The 26,273-nt window shown below is 43.3% G+C and carries 21 protein-coding genes and 1 pseudogene; 13 read left to right on the top strand and 9 right to left on the bottom strand.

Annotated elements, in window-relative coordinates:
• Positions 1-13 precede the first annotated feature (13 nt).
• The 6 genes and pseudogenes from A0128_RS21000 (at position 14) to A0128_RS20975 (ending at position 6,894) form a co-directional block, all read left to right on the top strand.
• Positions 14-1,394: pseudogene (locus A0128_RS21000) on the top strand (hypothetical protein).
• Positions 1,395-1,490: 96 nt separating this feature from the next.
• Complete coding sequence (locus tag A0128_RS20995; protein WP_069609711.1) at positions 1,491-2,906, top strand: MBOAT family O-acyltransferase; 1,416 nt, start codon at positions 1,491-1,493, stop codon at positions 2,904-2,906.
• Between the two features lie 15 nt (positions 2,907-2,921).
• A complete protein-coding gene (locus A0128_RS20990) occupies positions 2,922-4,082 on the top strand; it encodes an SGNH/GDSL hydrolase family protein (RefSeq protein WP_069609710.1) in 1,161 nt (386 codons plus the stop codon).
• Positions 4,079-5,476, top strand: a complete 1,398-nt coding sequence (locus A0128_RS20985; RefSeq protein ID WP_069609709.1) for an MBOAT family O-acyltransferase — start codon at positions 4,079-4,081, stop codon at positions 5,474-5,476. The genes A0128_RS20990 and A0128_RS20985 overlap by 4 nt, the downstream gene beginning before the upstream one ends.
• Positions 5,477-5,485: 9 nt before the next feature.
• Positions 5,486-6,553: a DUF1574 domain-containing protein gene (locus A0128_RS20980; protein WP_069609708.1), complete on the top strand. Its 1,068-nt coding sequence runs from the start codon at positions 5,486-5,488 to the stop codon at positions 6,551-6,553.
• Positions 6,550-6,894 carry a nucleotide pyrophosphohydrolase gene (locus A0128_RS20975; RefSeq protein WP_069609707.1) on the top strand — a complete coding sequence of 115 codons (345 nt, stop codon included), beginning with the start codon at positions 6,550-6,552 and terminating at the stop codon, positions 6,892-6,894. Before A0128_RS20980 ends, A0128_RS20975 begins: the two co-directional genes overlap by 4 nt.
• Here the strand turns inward: A0128_RS20975 and A0128_RS20970 are convergent, their stop codons facing one another.
• Positions 6,895-7,308: an ExbD/TolR family protein gene (locus A0128_RS20970; protein WP_069609706.1), complete on the bottom strand. Its 414-nt coding sequence runs from the start codon at positions 7,306-7,308 to the stop codon at positions 6,895-6,897.
• A complete protein-coding gene (locus A0128_RS20965) occupies positions 7,305-7,829 on the bottom strand; it encodes a MotA/TolQ/ExbB proton channel family protein (RefSeq protein ID WP_069609705.1) in 525 nt (174 codons plus the stop codon). The genes A0128_RS20970 and A0128_RS20965 overlap by 4 nt, the downstream gene beginning before the upstream one ends.
• A gap of 162 nt (positions 7,830-7,991) precedes the next feature.
• Between A0128_RS20965 and ubiE the strand changes: the two genes are divergently transcribed.
• From ubiE to A0128_RS20950, 3 genes are all read left to right on the top strand, one after another.
• A complete protein-coding gene (gene ubiE, locus A0128_RS20960; RefSeq protein ID WP_083244250.1) occupies positions 7,992-8,732 on the top strand; it encodes a bifunctional demethylmenaquinone methyltransferase/2-methoxy-6-polyprenyl-1,4-benzoquinol methylase UbiE in 741 nt (246 codons plus the stop codon).
• 183 nt (positions 8,733-8,915) lie between these two features.
• Positions 8,916-10,619: an LruC domain-containing protein gene (locus A0128_RS20955; RefSeq protein WP_069609704.1), complete on the top strand. Its 1,704-nt coding sequence runs from the start codon at positions 8,916-8,918 to the stop codon at positions 10,617-10,619.
• A gap of 43 nt (positions 10,620-10,662) precedes the next feature.
• On the top strand, positions 10,663-12,048 hold the full coding sequence (locus A0128_RS20950; protein WP_069609703.1) for a PrsW family glutamic-type intramembrane protease: 1,386 nt from the start codon (positions 10,663-10,665) through the stop codon (positions 12,046-12,048).
• Here the strand turns inward: A0128_RS20950 and A0128_RS20945 are convergent.
• The 3 genes from A0128_RS20945 to rpmG all read right to left on the bottom strand — a co-directional run bounded on the left by A0128_RS20945 (position 12,031) and on the right by rpmG (position 14,945).
• Positions 12,031-14,094 (bottom strand): hypothetical protein, encoded by a 2,064-nt coding sequence (locus A0128_RS20945; RefSeq protein WP_069609702.1) that lies wholly within the window; start codon positions 14,092-14,094, stop codon positions 12,031-12,033. The two genes, A0128_RS20950 and A0128_RS20945, sit on opposite strands and share 18 nt — an antisense overlap.
• A gap of 208 nt (positions 14,095-14,302) precedes the next feature.
• Positions 14,303-14,761 carry a TraR/DksA family transcriptional regulator gene (locus tag A0128_RS20940; protein WP_069609701.1) on the bottom strand — a complete coding sequence of 153 codons (459 nt, stop codon included), beginning with the start codon at positions 14,759-14,761 and terminating at the stop codon, positions 14,303-14,305.
• Positions 14,762-14,780: 19 nt separating this feature from the next.
• On the bottom strand, positions 14,781-14,945 hold the full coding sequence (rpmG, locus tag A0128_RS20935; protein WP_001206796.1) for a 50S ribosomal protein L33: 165 nt from the start codon (positions 14,943-14,945) through the stop codon (positions 14,781-14,783).
• Positions 14,946-15,250: 305 nt separating this feature from the next.
• On the opposite strand from rpmG, the gene A0128_RS20930 reads away from it, so the two are divergent.
• Complete coding sequence (locus tag A0128_RS20930) at positions 15,251-16,318, top strand: helix-turn-helix transcriptional regulator (RefSeq protein WP_245667264.1); 1,068 nt, start codon at positions 15,251-15,253, stop codon at positions 16,316-16,318.
• A gap of 628 nt (positions 16,319-16,946) precedes the next feature.
• Here A0128_RS20930 and A0128_RS20925 read toward each other — a convergent pair.
• From A0128_RS20925 to A0128_RS20905, 4 genes are all read right to left on the bottom strand, one after another.
• Entirely contained in the window at positions 16,947-17,897 is a 951-nt protein-coding gene (locus A0128_RS20925; protein WP_069609700.1) for a bile acid:sodium symporter family protein, read from the bottom strand.
• A gap of 407 nt (positions 17,898-18,304) precedes the next feature.
• Positions 18,305-19,459, bottom strand: coding sequence for an aminotransferase class V-fold PLP-dependent enzyme (locus A0128_RS20915; RefSeq protein ID WP_069609698.1), 1,155 nt, complete (start codon positions 19,457-19,459; stop codon positions 18,305-18,307).
• 9 nt (positions 19,460-19,468) lie between these two features.
• Positions 19,469-20,326: a ferritin-like domain-containing protein gene (locus tag A0128_RS20910; RefSeq protein WP_069609697.1), complete on the bottom strand. Its 858-nt coding sequence runs from the start codon at positions 20,324-20,326 to the stop codon at positions 19,469-19,471.
• Positions 20,327-20,388: 62 nt separating this feature from the next.
• Positions 20,389-21,015 (bottom strand): lysoplasmalogenase, encoded by a 627-nt coding sequence (locus tag A0128_RS20905; RefSeq protein ID WP_069609863.1) that lies wholly within the window; start codon positions 21,013-21,015, stop codon positions 20,389-20,391.
• An 87-nt stretch (positions 21,016-21,102) separates the two neighbouring features.
• Between A0128_RS20905 and A0128_RS20900 the strand changes: the two genes are divergently transcribed.
• The 3 genes from A0128_RS20900 to scpA all read left to right on the top strand — a co-directional run bounded on the left by A0128_RS20900 (position 21,103) and on the right by scpA (position 26,267).
• Positions 21,103-22,095 carry a TerC family protein gene (locus A0128_RS20900; RefSeq protein WP_069609696.1) on the top strand — a complete coding sequence of 331 codons (993 nt, stop codon included), beginning with the start codon at positions 21,103-21,105 and terminating at the stop codon, positions 22,093-22,095.
• Positions 22,096-22,185: 90 nt separating this feature from the next.
• Positions 22,186-24,072, top strand: a complete 1,887-nt coding sequence (locus A0128_RS20895) for a methylmalonyl-CoA mutase family protein (protein ID WP_069609695.1) — start codon at positions 22,186-22,188, stop codon at positions 24,070-24,072.
• Complete coding sequence (scpA, locus tag A0128_RS20890) at positions 24,069-26,267, top strand: methylmalonyl-CoA mutase (RefSeq protein WP_069609694.1); 2,199 nt, start codon at positions 24,069-24,071, stop codon at positions 26,265-26,267. Before A0128_RS20895 ends, scpA begins: the two co-directional genes overlap by 4 nt.
• Positions 26,268-26,273: the final 6 nt, after the last annotated feature.

The raw sequence follows: 26,273 nt of genomic DNA, 5'->3' as shown, positions 1-26,273 counted from the left end.
TTAGAATTGTAGAATGTATTTTTTCTCCGGAACTAAAAACGCTCTTCAGAATCGAATCTTTTTTTCCTTCCTGATTCTTTTTATCTTTTCCGTGTTTTTGTTTGATCTGAGATTTCTTTCCCGGCACTACGACTGGGACGCGATCGTCTACGCCTACAATATCAATTCGGATCTTACCTGGAGAATTTTTTATAATCCACATCACCTCGGTTTTGAGAGCACCGGTTATCTCTATCTCAAACTCTGGAGAGAATTGTGGGGAAAGGATTCGGTCATGTTCGGACTTCGTCTCCGAATCTTAATTTCAGCGCTCGTATTTTTGTTTTGTTTTGTCTGGTTGTATCGAAAAATCTATTCCGACACGTTAGGCGCGATTATCTTGGGTTTGGCGATTCATTTTTCTCAAGGATTTTGGTTTTACTCACAACACAACGATACCCCTCTGATTCATTCTTGTCTTACTGCTCTTTTGTATCTTTCCTGCGTCTATTTTGCGAGAAACGGCCATTCTCCGATTTCACTTTTTGTGTTGTTCGGGGTTCAACTCTGGAGCGTTTACTTTCATCAGTCGGATATTTTATTCTTACCGCTCGTTCCGATTTCTATTCTTCTTTCTAAAACTTGGAGAGGAAAAGAATTTGATCTTTCTTGGAAACTTCGTTTTGCGTTTGTGTATTGTTTCGCTCTTGTAGGAGCTCTTACGCTTTCCTATCTCTACGTTGGATTTATCGTTCTCAACAGAAATCTTTCGGCGCCTCTGGACAGCGAGAAGAACTTTGCAAATTGGCTCTTCTTATATGCGACCAAGGACAAGTGGGGAAATTCTCCCGAGTCAAAAAACTACGTTATGAACTTTTATCGCGGGATCGGAGACGCGTTTCTCAATTTCGAAGGAGTGAAGAGTGGGCTTAGGGTGCGACTGAATTCTTGGGAGAATCGGGAAATTCTTCCTTACAATCTCAATCTTGCGTTTTGGATTTCCATTCTTCTTCTTTTTATTTTGAATATAAAGAATGTTTGGAAACGTTTTCGAACCGAGACGATTCTGTTGTCCTTCTGGTTGATCCCTTCGATTTTATTTTATACTTGGTGGGAAGGATACTTTTTTGAATTTTGGGTGGGAACGTCGATCGGTATGATTCTTCTCGCGGGTCTTACCTTAAAGTCTTTGGAATTTCGACCCTTTCTTCTCGGAAGCCGCGCGATTTTTCATTCCTTTCTTATCAGTTGGGTTATGCTTTTATTTCTTGTGAATTTTTCGTATTCAACCTATCCTCGTTCTGCAAAAAAATCTGTGAGTTATATCGAAGGAATCGAATTTAAACTAGAAGCCATTCTTCCGGAAAAAATTTATCCTCCTTGAGTCGGAAAAAACGGGTCTTTTTGCGAGGTAAATCGAAGGTTTGAAAACCCTAAATTGATGTTGTAAGGATATTCTATTTTGAAAAACTGCTCTTCAGGTCTTTTAAAATACTGAATCAAGACGAACCATGCTCTTTAATTCCCTTCACTTTTTATTTTTTTTCCCCGTAGTTCTCATTCTCAATCATCTGCTCAAGGGCAAGATTCAAAGAATCTTTCTCTTGGGAGCGAGCTTTTATTTTTACATGTCTTGGAGAAAAGAATTCATCCTTCTTTTGCTCTACTCGATCGTTATCGATTATTTCGCTTCCTTAAAAATTTCCGGGTCTCCTCAAGGTTCGAAAGCGAGAAAGATTTGGCTCGTTCTTTCTCTTATCACGAACCTCGGTCTACTCGCCTACTTTAAGTATACGAACTTTCTCTTGGGAGTCGTCAACGACCTCACTCCGATCGCGGGTTTTAAATTTGCTTATTACGATATCATTCTTCCGGTTGGAATTTCGTTTTATACGTTTCAATCCATGAGTTATACGATCGACGTCTATCGCGGACAGATCGAAGCCAAAAAATCGTTTCTCGATTTTGCGTTGTATGTTTCTTTCTTTCCGCAACTCGTAGCGGGACCGATCGTTCGTGCGCAGACTTTCTTTCGAGATTTGGATATGCCTCTTCCGGTCAATAAGGAAGACATTCAAATCGCGTTCTGTCAGATTCTGATCGGATTTACGAGAAAGATCGTATTCGCGGACAACTTAGCCAAGGTAGTCGATTTTACGTTTAAAAATCACGCGACTCTCAATCCGATCGAAATTTGGACGGGTGCTCTTGCCTTTGGTTGGCAGATCTACTTTGACTTCGCGGGTTATACGGACATAGCAATCGGAGTCGCCAGATTGTTCGGTTATAAGTTTGATCCGAACTTCAACTTTCCGATGGTCGCAAGAAACATTACGGATCACTGGTCTCGTTGGCATATCTCTTTTTCCACTTGGATCCGGGATTACATCTTTATCCCGTTAGGCGGTTCCAGAGGGTCCGTATTCTTAACGTATCGAAATATTTTTATCACTTGGTTCTTTGCCGGAGTTTGGCACGGCGCGGCGTATCACTACATCGGCTGGGGTTTATGGCAGGGAATTATGATTCTTGTCAATCGAGAATACGGAAGAACCAAGGTCGCTACATTCTTAAATGAAAAAGGCGGAAGGGTTTACGATATCGCCGCGAGAGTTTTTACGATGTTTTGTCTATCGTTCGGATTTATCATGTTCCGCGCGGAGACGATGGAAAAAGCGATCCCGATGATGAAGGCGCTTGTGTTCTGGGTTCCCGGCGGATTCTCTTCCGTAAAAGGTTATACCAATTATACATACGGACTTTTACTCTTAGTTTGTTTTGCAGCTTCTTATCTTTTTGCAAAAAATAACATTGAGAAGATTGTGGAAAGTCGTTGGAAGTTTATTCTATTCTTCTTGGCAAACGTATTTATGCTTTTGATTTTTGGAATCACGGAAAGCCAGAGCTTTCTCTACTTTGCGTTTTAGGAACCAATATCCGTTATGAAAGAATATCTTGCATTTTTGAAAGATTCCAAATTTTGGATTCCGGTCTTGATCCTGACTTTTTTAGAAACCGGAATGCAGTTTGGTTGTTACCGACCATTCTTGAAAAAAAATTCATACGCGGCTAACGTTTCTAGAATTACGAATCACGTAATCGATAAACAAAAAGAATTCGATCCCGATATTCTCATCGTAGGAACTTCCGTCGCTTATCAAGGATTGTCGCTTCCGATTCTTAACAAAGAATTGGAACCTCTCGGAAAAAAAATTCAATCCATCGCGATTCCCGGAACCGAACTGATCGTTCAGGATCTCGCCGTATTAAAAGCCCTTCCCCATTTTAAAAAAGTAAAAACCGTCGTTCACGTTTTTGAGATCACGACTCCTTGGGTCGGTCAGAAAATTCTAAATCTTCATACGCTCGCGATGATATCCGAGTTCGATCGTTTGCAAGTTTATCCGCGAATTTACAATTTCGGTTACGAAGTCAAAACCGACGATCTCGCTTACATCACTTTGAAGTCGATCGCTTATCGAAGAGACATTCAGGATTTGATCTTGAGTCCTTCCAAACGAATCAAGGATATCGGAAAACGTTTTAAAAATGAGAATCCGGATCCTTGGGACTACGAGAATTCTTACCAAGAAAAAATCAGTATGTATCCGATCAAAGACGTTGCGGATTGTGTGGCGAAGACCGATCCAGCGAACGGACAACCGATCCCAAAAGGTTCGGATCGATTTCATAAAAAGGCAATCTTTGATACCTGCGTTTTATCGAGCAATCCTCTGACGAACGCAAAAGAAGACGATATCACAAGACAATACTTTGACCGCCTCAAGATTCTACACGACGAGATTCGAAAGATCGGAAAAGAAAACGGACAAGAGGTTGAAATCATCGGAGTAGTCGCTCCTTACAGCCAACTCATTCAAGAATGGAGACTCGAAGAAAGAAATCAAGTCTGGAGACGAGAATTGAAAAGAATCAACCCATCCAAACCGATTTCTCTTCTCGATTATCAAACCCTTTTGGACGGAGCCGACAACGGAGATTATTATTACGACTTGATCCATCTCAACAAGTTAGGAATGGAAAAGTTAAGTCATACGTTTGCAAAAGATCTGAAAGAGATTCTCGTTAAGGACAAGAAATGATCTTTACTTCCACCCTCTTCCTTCTTTTCTTTTTAATCGTTTATCTCTTTTACTGGGCTTACAACGGAAGAAAATACAGAGAATGGGTGATCGTGATCGCTTCTCTCGTGTTTTATGCAACTTGGAGCGTTCCCTTTCTCGTCCATCTATTAGCGATTCTTTATATAAATTATCTCGCGGTTCGAAGTCTTTTTAAAAACAAAAGCCTCGCCGTTTTGCGCGCGATCGTCATTCTTGATTTGATCAACCTCGCGGTTTTTAAATACTTCTATTTCTTTACCGAAAATTTTTACGCTTGGACACATTGGGGATTTTTAGATCAGAAGACCTTCGGTTTTCAGATCATCCTTCCTCTCGCGATCAGTTTTTATACGTTTCAGATCATCGCCTTTGTCGTAGACGTCTATCGCGGAAAAATCGCCGAAGACACCGGATTCTTTCGATTTGTTTTGTTTATCCTATTCTTCCCTCAGTTGGTCGCCGGTCCGATCATGAGACATCAGGATTTTTTTCCGATCTTAGATAAGGTAAGAATCAAACCTTCTTTTGTCTATGCGGGACTTTATCTTTTAGGACTCGGAATCGCGAAGAAAATTCTGGTCGCGGATAATATCGCTTCCTTGGTGGATCCTGTTTTTCGAAATCCGTCTGAGTATGATAACTATTCTCTTTTCTTAGCCGTACAAGGTTTTACTTGGCAGGTCTATTGCGACTTCAGCGGTTATACGGACATCGCGAGGGGTTGCGCCTTTCTTATGGGATTCAACATTCCAGTAAACTTTCGAGCGCCTTTTTTTAGTCAGAACATTCAGGATCTCTGGAGACGTTGGCATATCACACTTGCGACCTGGCTTCGGGATTATATCTATATTCCTCTGGGAGGATCTAGAACTTCCGAACCGAGAGTTTATCTAAACCTAATCGCCACATTTACGTTAGGCGGCTTTTGGCACGGAGCGAGTTGGACCTATGTGATCTGGGGTTTTTGGCACGGTGTTTGTTTGGTTCTGGATCGACTCATGGATAAATTAGGAATTCCTAAATTACCCGAAAAGGGATTATTCTGGTTTGTGGTCCGAGCTTCGTTTATCTATTCTATCTTTGTGATCGGTGCGATTTTTTTCCGTTCTCAAAACCTAGGAGATACTTGGTATATTCTGAAAAACGGTTTACTCTGGATCTCCGAGCCCGCCAAACACGTGTTACGAACCGATTTAGTGGCTCCATTTTTGATCGGAGGATTTCTTTTGCATACTCTGGAGTATTTCGAAAAAACTCCGAGATTCTATTATCGATATAAGAAAACGATCGTGACCGTTTTTCTCATCATCTTGGTTCTTCTCCTTTCCAATTATGCGGGCAAGGGACAAGACTTTATCTACTTTCAGTTTTGAGGAAGAATCATGAGTGAACAAAAACCCAAAACCGTCCTTCCTTTTCTGCACAACAAACTGTTATGGATTCCTCTCGCCTTCTTCGCGTTCGCCTTTTCCTTGGATCGATTTCTTTCCTCGGATCTAATTCGACCTTATACCGAAGCGGGAGCCGAATATTACTTTTATGAAATGAAAGACCGAGTTCTTAGCGCTTTGGTCAAACAAAAACAATCGGCAAAACCGGAAGAAAAAACTCTCATCTTTTTCGGGACTTCTCACATGGGAGAGTTTTCGTTGGAGACGATCCGCAAAAAAAGAAAGGATCTGATCGTTTATAATTTCTCCGCACCCTCCGCTCCTTTTTCGTATCATAACTACAATCTGGAAAAGATTTTATCCGCCGGGATCAAACCCGACTACGCAATCTTAGAATTTTATCCGGATTCGATGACCGATTTTTGCAATCGATATCCATTACGATATTCTTATGATCTTCCCTACTTCCTGCGTTATGCGAACGAGTTTTCCACGAACGACTGGGACACTTTTTTAAGATCGAGAGTTTTTAGAACCACGGTATTTCCTCCTCGTTTTAAGGAAGCGATGCAGAGAATCAAGGATCCAGCTTCCAGAGAAATGATGCTCGCGATCAAAAATCTTTTGATGAACGAATCCGATAAGTTTAACGGAGGAATTCCAAACGTATTGTTGGCGAACACTCCTCCTGAAAAACTCGAAGAAGAAGCCGCGAAATACTACAACGATATCTACCGATATATCAAAATTTCAAACGTACAAAAACGATTCTTATTTCATTTTTTGGAAACCGCAGAAAAGAACGGAATCAAAGTGATTCTCTGGTCTCCGCTTTTATATTCCGGTTTGGAATCCCGTGTCAAGTCCGCGGAATTCTATCCTTCCTGGGAAAAAATCCGCAAAGAAACATTAGAATTTAAGAATGTTTCTCCTCTGGATATGAACGATTTCCGCGAACAAGTGAAATGTCAGAAGTTTATCGATCCTCATCATTTGAGCGGAGGATGTTATCCCGAGCCGACTGAAATTCTAATCGATCGCCTGGAAACAAAACTTTGAAAGAAAACGAACTTTCTCTCAACGAAGCGCAGGCAAAGGTCGACGAGTGGATTCAGAATTTCGGAGTTCGCTATTTTTCCGAACTTACAAACCTTGCGATCTTGATGGAAGAAGTCGGAGAATTCTCCAGACTCATGGCGAGAAAATACGGGGATCAGTCTTTTAAAAAGGGCGAAGATCCGAACGGAATTTCAAAAGAGATGGGGGATATTCTTTTTGTTTTGATCTGTCTCGCCAATCAGATGGGAATTTCTTTGGAAGAAACGCTCAAAGCCACCTTACAGAAAAATACGGAAAGAGACAAGGATCGTCACAAAGAAAATCCGAAACTTCAGTCTTAGTCATTCCTTTTTGACCGCTAAGTGTAATTCTTTTAGCCCCGCGTTTTTTAGACTATCGACGACAAAGACAAATCTTCCGTAATCGGCTTCCTCGTCTCCGTAGATCCAAAGCACAACTTCTTTGAATTCTCCTTTCGAAACGATTAGTTTCCATTCTTTCTCGGAAAATTCTTTTCCTTCGTAACGAAGGTTTCCGTCCTTCAAAAGAAAAATTTCTTTTTTAGAACTGACTCCGCCGGCCTCCGCGTTTGACTTTGGAAGTTGAACGGGAAGAGAATGAACTTCTTTTTGAAAACTCATCGCGACCATCGCGAAGATGAGAAGAATAAAGACCACGTCCAACATACTCGTCATGTCGAGTGGAGAATCCTCTCCTTCGAGAAGGCTTTTTCTTTTTTTAGTTCCACCCTTCATTCGAAACGTTCTTCCGTCCCGTTTTGTATGGAATGTTTGATTTCAATTTCCGTTTTGTGTAAAATCATTTTTAGATATTGAAAACCTAAGATGGAAGGAATGGCGACGCAGAGTCCTTGAATGGTCGTGTTGAGGGCGAGACGAATTCCTTCGGAAAAAATTTCGAGACTGACGGTGCCTGCGTTTTTCATCTCTTCAAAGGCTACTGAAATTCCGATGACGGTTCCGAGAAGACCGAGCATCGTTGCGATTCCCGCGAGATTTCGAATCCAAGCCGTCATCGCTTCGGGGACGAAAAATTCTTCCATAAAAAATTCTTCGGGATCGTCGAGAATCGATCTGCGATAAGAATTGGAACGTTCTTGGTTTCCGAGTTGAGTTTCATCTTGGAGACGAAACAAAATTCTTCTTTTGAGAATGGGAAGATAAGTCCAAACTCTTAAAAAGAGTCCGAGATTGATAAAGCTCACAACCAAGATGAGAACGGTGATCCATTCACCCTTTGCAAACAAAACGTCCACGAATAAGAACCCCCAAACTTAGGAGCAGGTTGTCATCTCAGCTTCGTTTGTCATTCTAATCTTGAGTTGTGTTGATCTATGCAATATTTTTCCGAATGAAATTGCGAAGCGCAATTCTCTTCTTGCCAAAGGAAAACATTTTGAAATCATTTCATTAGCCCTATGTCAGAATTTAAAATGCCGGAGACCGAGCTAAAAGCGGGTTTTGTTCGTGAGAACTTTAACCGAATCGCTGAAAAATACGATCGATTCAACGACTGGAATAGTTTTTTACTTCATCGTGTTTGGAAAAATCGTCTGGTAAAAGAAGTTGAGAAGAATCTCGGCGCTCATCTCAAGGTCATGGATCTTTGTTGCGGCACCGGGGATATCTCCGTACGTCTGGAACATTCTCCTTCGGTTGATCACGTAACTTGTGTGGACTTCTCCGAAAACATGCTCGAGATCGCAAAGACTCGTTTGCAAAAAGAAGGAGAAAAAGGAAGAGTCGACTTTCAAGTAGGTGATGCGACTCAACTGAAGAATTTTCAAAATTCTCAGTTTGACGCGGTTTCGATCGGCTTCGGTTTACGAAACGTAGACAATCTTCCGAAGGCGATCCAAGAGATTTATCGGATTCTCAAACCTGGAGGACTCTTTCTCAATCTCGACGTGGGAAAGGTGAAAAATCCTTTCATTCGGTGGGCTGCCGATTTTTATTTTTTTAAGATCGTTCCGATTCTCGGGTATATTCTCTGGGGAGGAAAGAACGAGATGTTTGACTATCTTCCGGTCTCTTCGCTCTCTTATCCGAGCCAGGAAAAACTCAAATTGATCTTAGAAGAGAACGGATTTCGGGACGTAAGATTTCAAAACTTTGTTTTTGGAAACGCCGTTCTGCACGTGGCAAAGAAAGTTTCTTAGAGACAATATTCTTCCTACATCCGTCTTTTTTCGCAGGAACGTTTTATTTTGAGAGCCGGTAACGACCGCTAAAAGTTCTTTCCTATCTAAGAATTTCCTAAAATATCTATCTCCTTTAGTATTTTCTCCCTAGTGCGCTTCGTCCTATGATTCAACAGAAAAAAAATCGGGATGTTAGGGACCATGAAAAAACTCATTCTTCTGCTGCTTGCTTTGAGCATCTTTGCAGCTTGTAACCAAAAAAAGAAAGGCGCGCTTTGGCCTTTGTTATTCTTATTGAACTCCAATACGCCGACTGCGAATACTGCGTCCGGTGCGAGCACTGAAATTGCGTCCGCTTCGAACGGAGGGACGGTTATTATCGTTGATAATAATGCCGGAAATAGTACGATCCCATCTCCAAATTCAACATCGACTCCGAGTTCCACACCGTCTTCCTCTTCGGACAATGTTGTTACAACTCCTACAACTACGACGGGAAGTTCCGATTCCACTTCGGAGAATGCCGGAAGCTCTTCTTCTACGGACACGACTTCGAATTCAGGAACTTCTTCCGGTGGTACGGACAATTCCGGCGGAGGAACGACAACGACTCCGGAGGTAACGGGAGTGATCACCGTGAGCGATCAAGTAGGAACTCCTGTATTCAATTACAATACGGTCCAGACGATTCCTCTCAACCTCGTAGTTGTGGATAAACAATCAAAACCGGTAAGCGGCGCGACTGTGATCGTTTCGGACAATCTTGGAAACATTCTTTTTCAAGGAGTTTCCGATAGTTCCGGCGTGGTTTCGGGAACGATCACCGTGGAAACTTCTCTCGGTCAGATCACGCTTGAGATCACAGTAGGCGGAGAATCGATTTCCAATATCATCAATCTGATCAATGTCATCGGTATCAGCCGTGAAATCAAATACGAGATTCTTTTGCCGGTTGTTACAGCTCCTACAGATACCGATAAAGACGGAGTTCCGGATACATTGGATTCTTATCCTCAAGATCCTACGAGAGCGACACGGATCCGAGTTCCAGCAGAAGGAGTAAGCACCGTCGCGTATGAAGATCTCTATCCAAGCGCAGGCGACGCGGACTTAAACGACTACGTGGTCCATATTCACAACGAAGAAGATCTAAACGCGGCCGGAGAGGTGATACGACTGAGAGGAACCTATCAACACGTAGCAAGAGGAGCCGGATATAGACATACGTTCCATCTAAAACTCCCGGTTTCCGTAGGAGCTTCCTTTTCCAGAAAAGTGGTTCGTGAGGACGGAAAAGAAGTCACCGCGTTGAACACGAAGAAAGTTTCGTCTTCGGATCTGAACCAAGGAATTCAGATTCATGAGGAATCCAACCAGACTGTTTCGAATCCGAACGTAAACCCAGGTGGGGTTTTCAAACCGGGTCATATCGCTACGATCGAAATCGTGTTTGATTCTCCAGTCAAAAAGACCGTGCTTGGAAGTTATCCTTACGATATTTTTATCAAAGTGATCAACACAGGAAAGGAGATTCACTTTTCCGGACTTTATAAGAATGCGAACGGGACCGACCAGTATTTGGATTCCAATCATTTTCCTTGGGCGATTTTGGTTCCTGGAACCTGGAAGTATCCGTATGAAGGTCTGGACATTCGTAACGACTCACAATCCGGTTATAAAGAATTCAACCTCTGGGTCGTTTCCAATGGAACTTCTTACAAGGATTGGTACAAACATATCACCAACCAAGCGAAAGTTTTCCCGGTTCCCGAAGATGATTCCGGTTTACTTGGATTCTTACTTTTGGGAGTGAAGGAGAATGGAATTCTGATCGCGATTCTTCTGATGGCGGGTGGCGCGGCCGCAGCCTTTCTTTTGAAAAGAAGAACTCTTTCTAGAGCTTAAACTTCAACTACAGAGGGGGCATATTCCGATAATCAAAAGGAATATGTTCCTCTTTTTAGGATTCGAAGAAGTCCTCCTCACCATCTTAAAATTCGGCACTGCGATTTTCGCCGCCGGGTTCTACTGGTTTTTTTACCGCAACACTTACTATCACCCCGAACGAATCAGCTTTGACCTCTCCGCAATTTTCTCCGGAGTATTTACTATAGGACTTGCCATCTTTCCCGAAATTTTGGCTCAGAGTTATCTGAGTGAAACTTCGCATTTCGTAAGAGCTTTTGCGGGAAGTTCCCTTTTGGAAGAAGTCCCGAAACTACTCGTGATCCTCTGGTATTTCAAAGGTTTGAAAAATGTTTATAATACTTCGGACGGAATCTACTTCGGACTTACGTTAGGCGCAACCTTTGGGCTTCTGGAGAATCTTCTCTATTCCCCGATTTTGGATTTCTGGCCCCTGTTTCTGCGCGCGGTGACTTCGCTCCCGATCCACACATTTACTGGAGGAATTTACGGATACGCCGTATTAGAATACTATCAATCCCGACCCTCTTCCTTTAATTTTTTAGGAATCTTCTACAGCCTGATCGGTTGTTTTCTTTTACACGGAACCTTTAATTATATTTTACTCATAGACGGAGATTCGATTCTTCTTTTACCTTTGGTTTTAGCATCCGGATTTTTTATCTTAGAATATATGCTGACGATTTCACAAAATATTCTCCCCATGGAAGTTTTGCAGTCGATAGGACTTTTTAAAGACGACTATAAGGTCGTTTCCAAGTTTACGAGATACGATTCCTGGTTGCGTGCCAGTCAGAGTTTGGAACAAAAAAAAATCACGATTCCCTTTTTTAGAAATTTGTCCAAGGGAAGGATCGTCGTGTCGTCGGTTTTATTTTTAATCCCCGTCCTATTATATTCTATTTATCTAAAGTATCCCGAGAGGATCCCGGTTCTATTGGAAGGAATTCGTATTTCCGAATTTATCGGACTTTTTCTGGTTTATCCGATTTGGCTTTGTATTTTAATCCTATCCAGAGGAATTTTAAATCCGAGATTTTTTCGGGAAAGAATTTTAAGAATCCCCTTGTTCATCGCAGTTTCGATCGTTCAGGAGGAAAGGGAATATCATTCGTTAGCTTATTCTCTTTCCAAAAAGGGATTTTATTCTCCGGTCGATAAGTCGTTGCAGATAGGAGATCGAGTCTACGTAACCTTTTACGTCGCGGGAAAAGAATTTCAGAATATTTTAGCGATCCCGGTTTGGTTGAACGTGAGAGAGGGTGATCCCGAGTTTGAATCGGGAGCCGTTTTTATTTTCGTAAGTCCGCCTTGGAAACTTCTTTTCTGGAGATTGTCTGTAAGGGCCAAACAACAATTGCACAATCTAATCAAACTTCAAGGCGAGGGATCAGCGCACTCGATTTAGACCGTCAAAGTCTTCCGCAAAAATTCCGAATTCTTCGATCTGTCTTTCGAGAACGGAAGCTGAAAGAATTTCCGCTCTCAGATATTTTGCTCTTTCAGGAACGCTGAGACCGACCGCGCTCGGATTGAGAAATAAGGGCAAGGTTTTGGATTGGATTTCGATCCAATCCGGACCTAGGAAAGACCAACGCACATAGACCTTATCTTCTTTCGAAATCTTTTGAGAAACGGGAACAAACGCGCGCAGATTGATCGGAGCCTTTCCCGCCAAAACCCAAGTTGCACCGGAAGAAAACTCGTGGAAGCGTATGCCGTTCTGATTGAGATTTTGTTTTTTCGCCATCAACTGATAGGTCTTCAATTCCGCATAACGGAACTCGGGGCCTCTCAAATTCGGAGCGATCTGAATCAAAGAATAAAACAAAAAGATCGATCCCAAGACTAACGCGAAAAGATTAAAACCCCCGCCAAAACCTCGATGCAATTGTCGACTCAACGGCGCGGAAGAAGTGATCAACCAAAGACAGAAGAACGCGGCCACGCCCGAACTACCTGTCCAAGGCATAAAGAAAAATGCGATCGGCAAAAGAAGAATCAAAAGTTTCCAGTGGTTTCGATACGCGATCTCCAAACCGATCCAGAGTAAAAAGACAAGAGAGAAAAGAATTCCTCCGTCATGAAATAAAAAGACAAAAGAGGAAAGAAAGAATTCTCGAATTCCTCCCGGAGGAACTACGTTTATCGATCTGGAATCGATCCAGTTGAGAGCAAAACTTCCTACGCCGTTTCCGAACCAAAGAGATTGTTTGGCCCAGTTCCAAGCGGATCTTGTTTGAATCCAACCTTCTCCCCAATAGAGATCAAGAAAGTGGCTGAGATTACCCGCAGGACCTCGATAACCCTTGCTCCAAGCGAGATGAAGTTCCTGCCAGGGTTCGTAAGACCAGGAAAAAGAACCGACCCAGATGAGAAGGACGATCCATCCGATCCAGAGAACTACGCAGGTCGGAACATAGGACCATCTCCACCACTTGTTCCGAATCTTCGGGAAATAATTTATAGAGTAAGCGTAGAGTAAGGAACTAAAAAGCAGAATCCAAGCCCCGGCGCTGAAATGTTTTCCCAAAATGATAAAGGGAAGAATGAGACCAAGACTGAGAAGAACGGTCGTAGGGGTTCTCCAACTTCTGGAATGCAGATAATAGAAAAAATAAGAGATCAACAGGGGAAAGAACCAGTTGAGAGAACCGACGTCCGCCAAAAGTCCCGAAACGAGATAGGAATTTCCGCTCATCGGAGTAAAGGGAAGCGCCGAATGACGAGTCAGCCCTTGGATTAAGAATATTAGAATATTTGCAAATACTCCGGCAAAAAGACCTTGTCTCCAATACTTAACGGGAGAATCGCTTTCGTGCGACGAGGATTCTTCAGCTAGGAAATAAAGAATCGCGAGAATCCAGGATCCGAAAAAATCCAAACTCAAACCGAAGGCGTATCTTGAACTCACTCCGGGGAGATAGACCGTATCTAAAATTCCAAAACCCTTAAAAGGAGGAGCGTTGAAATAAACAAAAAAACGTTCCAAAAGGAGAAGGGTTAAAAACGCGAGAATTCCGGTTTTTGGGTTTTGATAAAAAGGAAGCGAGGATTTATAAGGACGATTGATATAAAAAAAACGGAATATAGGATCTTCTTCACTTACGGTTTGAGAATGGAATGTGGAAATATACTGTCTTAAAAAAATTCCAAAAATCGCTCCCGCGAATAAACCGCTCAGGGAACCAAAAACAACCTCTTTTTCATAGAGAAGTCCCGGAAGGATAAGAGCACCCGCCATTGTGAACATTCTTCCTGGTTTGCGGTGATAAAGATTGGGAATCAATCCGAACAAAAATTGAATCAATCCGATTGCAACGATTCCGGATCCTTCCGTTTCTCTGACGAAGAGAAAACTTCGGAAGAGAATATAAGAGAGAATGGAACAAAGTATGAGTCCGAAAAAGGTAGGAGTTCGAAGGGGTTTTAGTTTATTGAGTAATCCGGGCACGAATAAAGAGGATTTTGTAAAAAGATTCAGATTTCAATCTAAAAAAGGTTTTTGAAAGAGCTTTCCGATTCTTAGAAATAAATTGATAAGAGGAGAATCCCTAAAGAACTACCTAGTTTTCATAAAAACGTACGAATTCCTCTACTATAAAAAGATAGGGTTTAAGGGAGAATGGGGAGAGAAGAATGAACCGGCTACGAAGAACGAATTATTCGTCCATCGAATCCAGGTCGGTCGGAATTTTATAGGCGCCTGTGAGGCTGCCCGCGTTGCTCTTGCGCATAAAACCACCCTTCCCTCTGGAAAGAGTTTCCGCAAATTCAACGGTATAACGAGTCCAAGGAATCGCTTTCAAACGTGCGATCGGAATTTTCTTTCCGGTTCCTTCGCAGATTCCGTAAGTTCCGTCTTCAATTTTATCTAAAGCGACATCAATTTCACGAATGGTTTCGATTTCCGCTTCGGAAAGAACTGAACTAAGGGTCTCTTCATTGATTTCAGAAGCGATATCCGCGATATCGCCCATTTCTTTCAGGCCGGAAGGTTTGCTGTTATCTTCCCAGTGGGCATACTTTTCCAGGAGAGTATTTTTCCTCTCGAGAAGAAGCTCTTTGATTTCTTGAAGAGCTTTTTTGTCGTATGCGGGTGCTGGTTTTTTTGCAGTCATTCCTGTTTACCTGGAAATCTTAGACCTTGGTTTCCTTGTATTCGGTGTGTTTTCTGCAAAATTTGCAGAACTTTTTAGTTACCAGTTTTTCGGTTTTAGCCTTTTTGTTCTTAGTGAGAAGATAAGTACTCTTTCCCTTTGAACAACCTGGTTCCTGACAAACGAGCTTGATAATTTCTCTCATGGCGCTACTGTCTCGATTTCAATAAATTCCTCATAGTAAGACGAGAAATCCCGGCTTTTCAGTCCATTTCAGATCAAAAATTTGATTTTGAATCCTAAAAACGTCGTACTGGAGGTTGTATTCTGCTAGAAAAAGTGAGAGGGCTTAAAAATCAAGGAGGATTAGATAAAATTCTCGAAAAAGGACGATAAATCCGTTGTAAGGCGAATCTTAGAATCCGGACATAGCTTTTTTGATTTCGTTTGCTCAAATTTCCCGGTTCTCAAAATAGACTTGTTTTGGAAATTTTTTTCATAGTACCGATCATGGCTGCGCTTGCGAATGTCAGTTGTTTGATCGAAAATATAGGTCGGGATCATCGATTTCATAAGTTGATGACGGTTTTCTATCTCGCGATCGGAGTTCAAAACGCAACGACGGCCGCGATGTGTACCGCATCTACGGAAGAACTCGGATTGGCTTGGTGGATCTTTCAGTGCCATTCTTTTTTTATTCTTTCTCCTGTGCTTGTCGGGATGGCAAGTTTTTGTACGGGAAGAAAAATTCTGAACCGGTTTACGATTTTTGTTTTTGTGATCGCTCTCGTTTTCGATTTTCTCTGCGCTTCTTTTCCTCGGGTTTTTATTGCTGGTTTTAAGTCTTTTCAATTTGGTCTGGCCCCTCTTGTTTCTCCGATCGGAGGCGCGATGGGGATCGGGATTCACGTGCTATCGATTTCCGTTTGTATTTACTTTTTTCTAAGACCGGTGGAGTGGAACGTGTTCTTTGAAAAACGTTTCTTTATAGGTGTGTTTCTTTTGTGGTGGTCCGCGCTTTTTACAAATTTTCTACCGTTGTATGGAATGGATCTTCCTCCTTTGCATCCGGTCGCGGACGCAGCGCTTTCGGTGATTCTTTCCGTTTATCTAAATCGACACAACGCGGGAAGAGCGAGTTTGCTTAGAATCGGTGCGAACATTCTCATTTCGATTGCGATCGGAGTCACGATCGGAATGTTCTTCTGGTCTGTTCTTAAATCCGTTCCGTTTCGGGAAATTTACGTTACTGCGATTTCATCGTTTAGCGCGTGTTCGTTTATGGCGTTTCTTTTTTTCCATTCTTACGAAAACGAAAAACTTTTATTGGTTCCGGGTTTAAATTTGGAAGGTTACGGACTTTCCAAACAAGAGATTCGAATCTGCGAACTTCTGGAGGCGGGCCACAGCCGAACTTTTATTCAATTGATCCTGAATGTTTCCAATGGAACTTTGAGAAACCACTTGAAGAATATTTACGCCAAAGTTTTACCGGAATCCAAATCCACTTCTAAGGATCAGTTACAAAGATTGACGATTCTTCTTTCAAAGCGGAAAGAAAACGGGAAACCGCGTTAATTCGAAGTCGGTCCGAATCGCCGAGTTCCCATCGCACGATTCTTAAATTTACTCGGATCCCAAATGACAGAACACGCAATTTCTTTTTTCCGATCGTGGGTCGTCATTGTTCGACTGCGTACGCATGATTCGGAGGATGACATCGTTCGCAGAAAAAAAAACGTTCGTGGACGTTTGTGGTGTCGTTTTAGTTTTATCTTCAACTGTGGTTGAACGTTTTTTGACTTCGGGCCCACTTGCGTTCGCACTTAACCCTGCAAACAGCAGTAATACTGCGATTTGGTTCGTTCTACCCATAGGCTCTTTCGTTTCCTTTCTAACTCATTATAACCGTTTTATAGAGACGTTTTCAACTCCCAGCTGTCATAGATGATCATTCAAGGCTATGACATTTGTAATGTTTTCGAGTTTATAGAGAAGTTAGAACGCTTTCGTCATTCAAGAATGGCATTTTATTAAGCGAAGAATCCTCGATCCAGGATCATCAAGTTTTCACAAAGATGAAAGTTGAAATTCTAATGTTTCGGTTCGCTTGACTCTAAACGACTTCCATTCTTAGATTGAGAATTTGATTTTGAAAGTTCTCAGTTGCAATCGGCGGAGTCACGTCATCGAGGGATTCTTTGGATCATTTTTCTCCATCCGGATCCGATTTTCTCCAGAAAGCCGCCAATAAACTTCCGATGAGGGAATGGACTAAGCTGGAAATCGCGGCTGGAATGGCGACTAACGGATCAGGGAAATTATTCCGCGAAAGAACAACTCCGAGTCCCGAGTTTTGCATTCCGACTTCGATGGAAATCGTTCTCGCGGTCTTTCGATTTCGGATCAGAATCCAGGAAAGCACATAACCAAAGAAGAATCCGGAAGCGTGCAAACTCACAACTCCCAGAATCAAAATTCCTGCCGACTGAAGAATTTTTTCCCTTCCCGCTCCCAAAATCGAGGATACGATCATCGTGATCAAAAAGACCGCGACCAAAGGAGAAACGGTCTGAATCTTTTTTGAAATCTTGGGTAAATAAGAATTCAATAATACTCCCAAAGCTACGGGAAGGATCACCACTTGAAACGTATCAAAGAACAATCCTCCCGCGGATGCTTTTACACCCTGCCCGATCAAAAGTAAGGTAAGCATCGGGGTCATAAAGACGGAAAGAATGGTGGAAGACGCGGTCATCGAAACCGAAAGAGCGAGATCTCCTTTTGCGAGATAGGTAATGACGTTAGACGCCACACCTCCGGGACAACAGGATACTACGATGAGTCCGGTCGCGAGCGGTGCGGGAAGATCGAGAAGAATTCCGATTCCCCATCCGGAAAGAGGCATCACTGTGTATTGAAGGATCACTCCCGCAAAAACAGGAATCGGAGTTTTGAAAACGTCTTTGAAGTCCTGAGGTAAAAGTGTGATTCCCATTCCGAGCATCGTTACCCCGAGCCCGTAGGTGATCCAAGGTCCGGTGAACCACGTAAACCACTCCGGGTAAAAGAAGGAAAGAATGGAACCGGTCAAAACCCAGACCGGAAACAATAAGGTTCCGATCTCGCTGATTTTCTGAAATTTGTTTATCGCCAATGAAATCGTAACTTCCTAAGAATATCGTTTTCTCATTCTCTTTAAAATCGTAAGAGATAAAATTTTCTTTCCATTCTTTATCTAAGAATCGTAAGGCAAGAGTGCTAAAAGAATTTTTGTAATAGCTCCTACAGATTTCGGGAAACTTTCATCTTAACGGTTCGAGTTTTCTATAAAGAATCTTCTTCTTTCTACTTTTTCTCTGGGAAAACCTGATTCCATGAATCTTGGTTTGAGTTCGTCCCGAACTTCGAAGAGAATCTTTTGCAATTTCGAATCCGGCGGAGGAGCTCCTACAGATTTTGTCACATTGGCCCGTTGTCTTCCGTTCCATTGCGGTCTTTCCCCATCCAATTTTAGTAAGAGTTCCTACTTTTTAGATGTGAGAGCAACCTTTCGATTCTTTCCTAAGAAAAATTTCCGAGCAATTCCACGACTCGATCCAGTTGATCTTTTCGATTGTAGATATGAGGTGAGAATCGAACCTTTCCGAGACGAAGAGCGCACATCACTCCATTCTTCTTGAGATAAGAAACGAGTTCTTCCATCGAAATTCCTTCTTTGTAGCCGACCACGATTCCGGTTCTGTAATCCGGAAAATGATCGAGTTCCATCTGGAATCCGATTCCTTTCATTCCTTCCGAAAGATAATCGGCGAGTTCGTAGATTCTTTCCATCACGGAATGAAATCCGATTTTTTGAAGCATTTCGAGCGTGGATTGAAAGTAAACCCAATCCAGAAAGTTCCCGCTGGAGATTTCATAACGGTCCGCTCCCGGTTTGAGTTCCGCGCGATAAGGTAAATAGACCTCGTCGTTGACCACGGAACCGGTGCCCTTAAACGGAAAAGCAAGCGTGTCGATCTTATCTTGTTGGATGTACAACATCCCGAGTCCTAAAGGACCGAGTAGCCATTTCCAAGCGGGAAAGGCGATGTATTTCAGTTTCATCTTTTTTACGTCGATCGGAACAAGACCTACTCCCTGCGCTCCGTCGAGAACAAAATCGATTCCTTTAGAATCTAAGAAGTTCCCGATTTCTTCCAGTGGAAACGGCATTCCCGTACACCAGTGAACTGCGGAAAGGGAAACAATCTTGGTGTGAGAAGAAACCGCAGCTTTGAGATTGTCCAGAAACTGATCCGGTGTGCTCGCCATCGGAATGGTTCCGATTTTAACGCCTTTTTCTTTCCAGTGTTCCCAAGGATAGATATTGCTCGGATATTCGTTTTCTAATAGAAGAATTTCATCTCCTGTCTTGAGACGAAAACCCAAGGAAAGAAAGTTCATTCCTTCGTTTGTGTTGTGAATGACGCAGAGTTCTTCCGGATCGCAGTTGATCAACCCGGCAATGATTTTTCGGATCGAATTTTTTACGTTCGTATACTTTCGAACTTCCGTTAGAACTCCCTTCTTTGCGTATCCTTCCAAGTATTCTTGAACCGAGTCGATCGTGTTGGAATTGCAAGGAGTGGTTCCGCAATTGTTCAACCAGATCATCTCCTGGTTTACCGGATAGATGTCTTGGATTTTATTCCAATCTGTGATCGCCGTAGACGACATTCTTATGAATTACCTTTTTTTCTTAGCTTTAGCTGCCGCTTTCTTTTTCGGAGCGATCTTTTTCTTGGGAGCCGCTTTTTTTGGAACGGACTTCTTTACTGCTTTTTTCGGTTTTGGCGCTGTCTTTTTCACAGCGGCTTTCTTCTTAGGCGCAGCCTTTTTCGCAACCGATTTGCTCGCGGATTTTTTAGGAGCCGGTGTCGCCGCTTTTTTTGCGGTTGGAGTTGGAGCCGGTTTTACCACAGGCGTCGGTTTTGCGACGGGGGCTTTCGGTTTTTTCGGAGCTGCCGCGCTCTTTGCCGGTTTTGCTTCCGCCTTTGCTACTTCTTCGGCTTGTTCGTCCCAGAAAAAAGTTCCCTGTTGTCCGGAACCGGATTGATCCAATCCGTTCAATTCCGTTTCCAGAAGAGATTGGTAGTTGTGATTGTAGTCCTTGAGTTTTGTGAAGAGGGATTTGATGTTCACGTCTTCAAATTTGTTCGCGAGTTTTTCGTAAAAAGAAACGCTGTTTTCAGCTTCTCGAATTGCGAGTTCCAGAGCTTCGTGTGCGTCCTTACTTCCCGGACCGGAGATCGTTCTCTCCACCTTGTTCATTATTCTCTGAAGAGTGGAATCGTGAAACTTATGAATCGCGGTAAGTTGTTTTAGGTTCGGAAGTTCGGAACCTTCGGCTTGCTCGTACAATTCTGTAATAAACTTGATATGATCGTCCACTTCTTCGGCGAGTCTTTCGAAAAGCTCTTTCGTATTTCCGGGAGGAAGCTTTTCATACGTGCTCATATAAAACTCGAAGTAATCCTTTTCGTGTTGAATCGCGGCTGCTACCGCTTCTAAAAATGTCGTTTCTTTTAAGGGTTTAATATTCATAATAAAGATTCTCCCGATTTCTTTGCTATCTTAGTTATGTTACAGACTGAATCAATAATTATTTAATTTTCTTCCACGGATTCATAGATCAGAAATTGAGCCGCGTAGTATGTTAACATGATCCAAATTCCGATCCAAGGGATTGGAAGTGACAGAAACTTTCCCATCGCGATCAAGCTGTCGGATGCGATGAAGATCAAAGACCCGAAAAAAGATTTCCAGAATTCGGGTTTGGGACATTCTCTGGAAGAAGCCCTCCAACCCATCACGCAGATCGCACTTACATAGACTGCGACAGGCACATACAAAGAAGCACCCATTCCCGGAAGAATCCAAGTGTAGAATAAAAGCCCAAATACAAAGTAAGGAATCAGTCGAACTACGTGCACTGGATTCCCGACCGAAAATCCGATCGAATATAAAACCTGAGCAACAAGAAAAGAACCGAGTCCGAAGACGAAGTAATTTCCGGGAAGAGCTAAGAACGTATCTCCAAAAAGCGAGAAGATCAAACCGATAAAAACGTATTTTCCGGAACGGTCTTTCCAGTTCCCTTCGAAGACTGAGAAAAAAATCAAGATAAGAATCGGAACAATTTTTGTTCCCAGCTTGAGAGCGATTTCTCCCGGTGCAAAGTAGAGTGCGAGGAAGTGCGCTATGGAAGCGATGGAAAATAACAGTAGAATCATCTGAACCTTCTTCTTGGGAATTGGGATTGTAATTTTGTACAGAGCCTGGATTCTGTCATCCAGAATCGGGAAAAACAAGAGGGATAAATGAACCAAGTAAACTCCGGAGAATTGACGTTAATTGGAATCTTTACCGTGGTTTTGGGACTGCTCATCTATCTTGATCTCTTTGTTCTCAACAAACGAGCTCATAAAATTCCTCTGAGAGAATCCGTTTATTGGTCTCTTTTCTGGTTTAGTCTCGCGATTTCGTTTAGCGTTTTGATTTTTGTAATGGATCACGGCCCGAACGATCCGGATGCGGGAAAAACAAAAGCCCTCGAATTTATCACCGGTTATCTTTTGGAATATTCTCTTTCCGTGGACAATCTTTTTGTCTTTATCATGGTCTTTCAAAAGTTCCGGATCACACCTCAGTATCAACCTCTGATTCTCAAATGGGGAATCATCGGAGCTTTGATCTTTCGAGCCTTTATGATTTTTGTCGGCGCGGAGCTCATTTCCGTTTTCAGTTGGATCCTATATCTGTTCGGAATTCTTCTTCTTTACACCGCCGTGAAGATGTATGTTCATAAGGAAGAAGAGGAAGACTTTCATCCGGAATCTTCTCCGATCATCAAGTTTGCGAAAAAAATTCTTCCGATGACACACGCGCATCACCCTGAAAAGTTCGTAGTCAAGGAACACGGAAACTATCTTTTTACTTCCACGTTCATCACGTTGCTCGTCGTCGAGTTCAGCGATATCATGTTCGCCTTGGATTCCATCCCGGCGATCTTTTCGATCACGACCGACGCGTTTATCGTTTATACTTCGAATATCTTTGCGATCCTCGGTCTTCGTTCTCTCTACTTTATGCTCTCGGGTGTGATGGAACTTTTTGTATTTCTGAAAAAAGGAGTGAGCGTTTTACTCGCGTTCGTAGGATTCAAACTTCTCCTTCCTCTTTTTTCCACTTACGTTTTCGGACACGAGATTCATATCCCGATCCTTGTGTCTTTAGGAGTGATCGTAGGAACTCTTACACTTTCGATTCTGGCATCCGTTCCCCATTATCTCAAAACCAAAAATGGAAATTGAGAATGGGTTTTTGACTTTACACCAGGGTTTTGCAAGGTTCCCTAGAAAGAGAACTTTGTAGGGCCTTTTCAAAAAAGAGAAACATTCAAAATGGCAAACGAGAAATTATTTACCGACTTCCCCCCGGTCACTCGGGAAGCGTGGATGGCGGTCATCCAAAAAGATCTCAAGGGCGCGGACTTTGAGAAAAAACTGGTTTGGGAAACGACGGAAGGATTTAAGATCCAACCCGTTTATACAAAGGAAGATATCGCAGACAAACAATGGCTGACATCCAATCTTCCCGGGACTTTTCCTTTTGCGAGATCCACAAGAAAGCTCGTTCAAGACTGGAGCATCCGTCAGGACTTTGATTCTTCTTCCATCGCGGAAGCGAATCGTCTCGCAAAAGACGCCGCAAAAAGCGGAGTAACCGCAATCGGATTTATCATAGAAAACAAAACTTCTCCACAAAGAGGAATCCCGGTCCATTCTTCCAAGGATTTGGAAGCTCTGATCGACGGACTTCCTTTCGATCAAGTCACTCTTCATTTTATCGCGGAAGAAAGATCGCCTGAAATTTTCTCCTGGCTTCCGAAAGGAAAGGTTCTTGTAGGCGGACTCGGCTATGATCCGTTTCGGATTCTTCTCAAACACGGAAGATCGGGAAAACATTCGATTGTGGCGCTCAAGGAAATCTTAGAATCATTCGCTTCTTCTTGGCCGCATTTCCGAGGACTCAGCGTTTATTCTTCCAGCTTTCGAGACGCGGGTTCCACGATCTCCGAAGAATTGGCCTTCACGTTATCCGCTGGAGCGGAATACGTACAACAACTTCGGGAAGCGGGAATGTCCGTAGATACGATCGTGTCTCAGATGATTTTCGAATTCTCCATCGGTCCCGATTACTTTTTAGAGATCGCAAAGTTTCGCGCCGCAAGAATTTTGTGGGCTACAATTCTCAAAGAATTCGAACCCAAAGAAGAATCGTCTCTGCACGCGTTTTTATCCGCTCACACTTGTCGCTACAACTACAGCGCCTATGATCCAAACGTAAACATGCTTCGTGCGACGACGGAAGCGATGTCGGCCGCGATCGGCGGATGCGAAGTGATCAACGTTTCTCCTTACGATAGTATATTAAAAACTTCTGATTCTTTTTCTCTGAGAATCGCGAGAAACATCCAACTCCTCATGAAACACGAATCGCACGTAGACAAAGTGGTAGATCCTTCCGCGGGTTCGTATTATCTCGAATCCCTCACCGATTCGATTACAAAAAAGGCTTGGGAAATTTTCTGTGAGATCGAATCCGCCGGCGGATTCTTAGAAGCCGTAAAAAAAGGAATCGTCCAAAAGAAAATCTCCGAATCCAGAAAGAAGAAAGAAGACAATCTCGCGATCCGAAAAGAAATTCTTCTCGGAACCAATCAGTATCCAAATGGAGAAGATAGAATTTCAGTGAGCGAACTCAACGTTCACGGACTTTCGGGAACGATCGAATCGGTCTCGGGAGAAATCACATGCGAAGTGATTCCCGAATTCAGAGCCGGAGCCGGAATCGAAGAGATTCGAATCAAGACCGAAGGTTTTGCCAAGAAGAACGGAAAAACTCCGACGGTACTTTTGCTTCCGATGGGAGACTTGAAGATGAAAAAGGCAAGAGCCATCTTCTCCCAAAACTTTCTCGCCTGCGCCGGTTACAAGGTGATCGATCCGGGAAGTTATGCGACACCGGAAGAAGCTTTGCAAGGTCTGAAGGAACACAACGCGGACGTCGTTGTCTTTTGCTCCAGTGACGAGGAAATTTCGGGACTTGTAGATTCGGTCTTTTCAGTTCTCAAAAAACAAAACCCAAGTCTTTTAGGAATCGTAGCCGGGAATCCGGTAGAACAAATCGATTCTATTAAATCCAAAGGAATCGAATTGTTTATCCACGTAAAATCCCAACATTTAGAAACTCTGAAAACCATTCAGAAAAGGCTGGGCATCCAATGAAACGTCCGAGTTTTGATCCAAAACGTTATGTGCCACAGGGAAACAAAACGGCTTCCAAATCCGACTGGGAAAAGGCGGCTCTTGACGAGTTAGGCTTAGGTTCCATCGATCCGAAGATCTGGAACACTCCCGAAAAGATTCCCGTAAAACCGGTTTATACCGCGGAAGACCTCGCCGGGATGGAACACCTCGACTATGGAGCTGGAATTTCTCCCTACTTACGCGGGCCCTATTCCACGATGTATGTCCAACAACCGTGGACGATCCGTCAATACGCTGGATTTTCCACCGCGGAAGAATCCAACGCATTCTATCGTAGAAACTTAGCGGCCGGACAAAAAGGTCTTTCGGTCGCATTCGACTTGGCGACTCACAGAGGATACGACTCCGATCACGAACGTGTGGTCGGCGACGTCGGTAAGGCCGGGGTTGCGATCGATTCGATCTTAGACATGAAGATTCTCTTTGATCAGATTCCTCTGGATCAGATGTCGGTTTCGATGACGATGAACGGGGCCGTGGTTCCTATATTAGCGTTTTATATTGTAGCCGCGGAAGAACAAGGTGTGAGTGCGGATAAACTTTCCGGAACGATTCAGAACGACATTCTAAAAGAATTCATGGTTCGGAATACGTATATTTATCCTCCCCTTCCTTCGATGAAGATCATCGCCGATATTTTTAAATATACTTCGGATTTTATGCCCAAGTTCAACTCGATCTCGATTTCGGGTTATCACATGCAGGAAGCCGGAGCGACCGCCGATATCGAACTCGCCTACACTCTCGCAGACGGACTCGAATATCTTCGAACCGGAATCAAAGCGGGAATGGACGTGGATACATTCGCGCCTCGTCTTTCCTTTTTCTGGGCGATCGGAATGAATCACTTTATGGAAATCGCAAAGATGAGAGCGGGACGTCTTCTCTGGGCGAAACTCGTAAAACAATTCAATCCAAAAAATCTAAAGTCCCTCGCGCTAAGAACTCACTGTCAGACATCCGGTTGGAGTTTGACGGAACAGGATCCGTTCAACAACGTCGCGAGGACTTGTATCGAAGCCTTGGCCGCTTCTCTTGGACATACGCAGTCTCTTCACACAAACGCGCTCGACGAAGCGATCGCGCTTCCGACCGACTTCTCCGCGAGAATTGCGAGAAACACTCAGATCTTTTTGCAAGAAGAAACGAACATTCACCGCGTCGTCGATCCTTGGGGAGGTTCCTACTACGTAGAATCTCTGACTCATTCTCTCGCTCACCGTGCTTGGGAGCTCATCGAAGAAGTTGAAAAGTTAGGCGGAATCGCGAAGGCGATCGAAACCGGAATTCCTAAGATGAGAATTGAAGAGGCCGCCGCACGCAAACAGGCGAAGATCGACTCAGGCAGGGACGTGATCGTCGGAGTAAACCGTTATAGAGCCGTCGAAGAAAAACCCTTAGATATATTAGATATCGATAATACTGCCGTGAGAGAATCTCAGCTCCGAAGACTCGCGGAGTTAAAGAAGAATCGAAACGGAGCCGACGTGACCGCCGCGCTCGACGCGATCACAAAATGCGCCGGCGGTGGAGAAGGAAATCTTCTCGCATTGGCGGTGGATGCGGCGCGCAAACGCGCTACCCTCGGCGAAATCTCCTATGCTATGGAAAAAGTATTCGGAAGATACCAAGCAACGATCCGTTCGATCTCGGGAGTTTATTCTTCCGAAATCGAAGATGATCCGGATTTCAAAAGGGCCAAAGAACTTTCGGACAAGTTTGCGACCCTCGAAGGAAGACGTCCTAGAATCATGGTCGCGAAGATGGGTCAGGACGGACACGATCGAGGAGCGAAAGTCATCTCCACGAGTTTTGCCGACATGGGATTCGACGTCGATATAGGGCCTCTATTCCAAACCCCGGCGGAAGCCGCGAAACAAGCCGTGGAAAACGACGTGCACATTCTTGGAGTTTCGAGTTTGGCTGCGGGTCATAAAACTCTCGTGCCACAAGTTATCGGAGAATTGAAAAAACTCGGAAGAGAAGACATCATGGTCATCGCAGGCGGAGTGATTCCTCAACAGGATTACGATACTCTTTACAAAGCGGGAGTGACGGGAATCTTCGGACCGGGAACAAAAATCTCCAAAGCGGCCGCGGATATCTTAGAACTTCTCATTAAAGATTTAGAATCTTCTAAAGTAAAAGTTTAAGGAATC

It is taken from the genome of Leptospira tipperaryensis (genome assembly GCF_001729245.1).
GTDB classification, from domain to species: domain Bacteria; phylum Spirochaetota; class Leptospiria; order Leptospirales; family Leptospiraceae; genus Leptospira; species Leptospira tipperaryensis.
The sequence above is the reverse complement of the archived record's forward strand: the minus strand, read 5'-3'. Positions and strand labels throughout refer to the sequence as shown.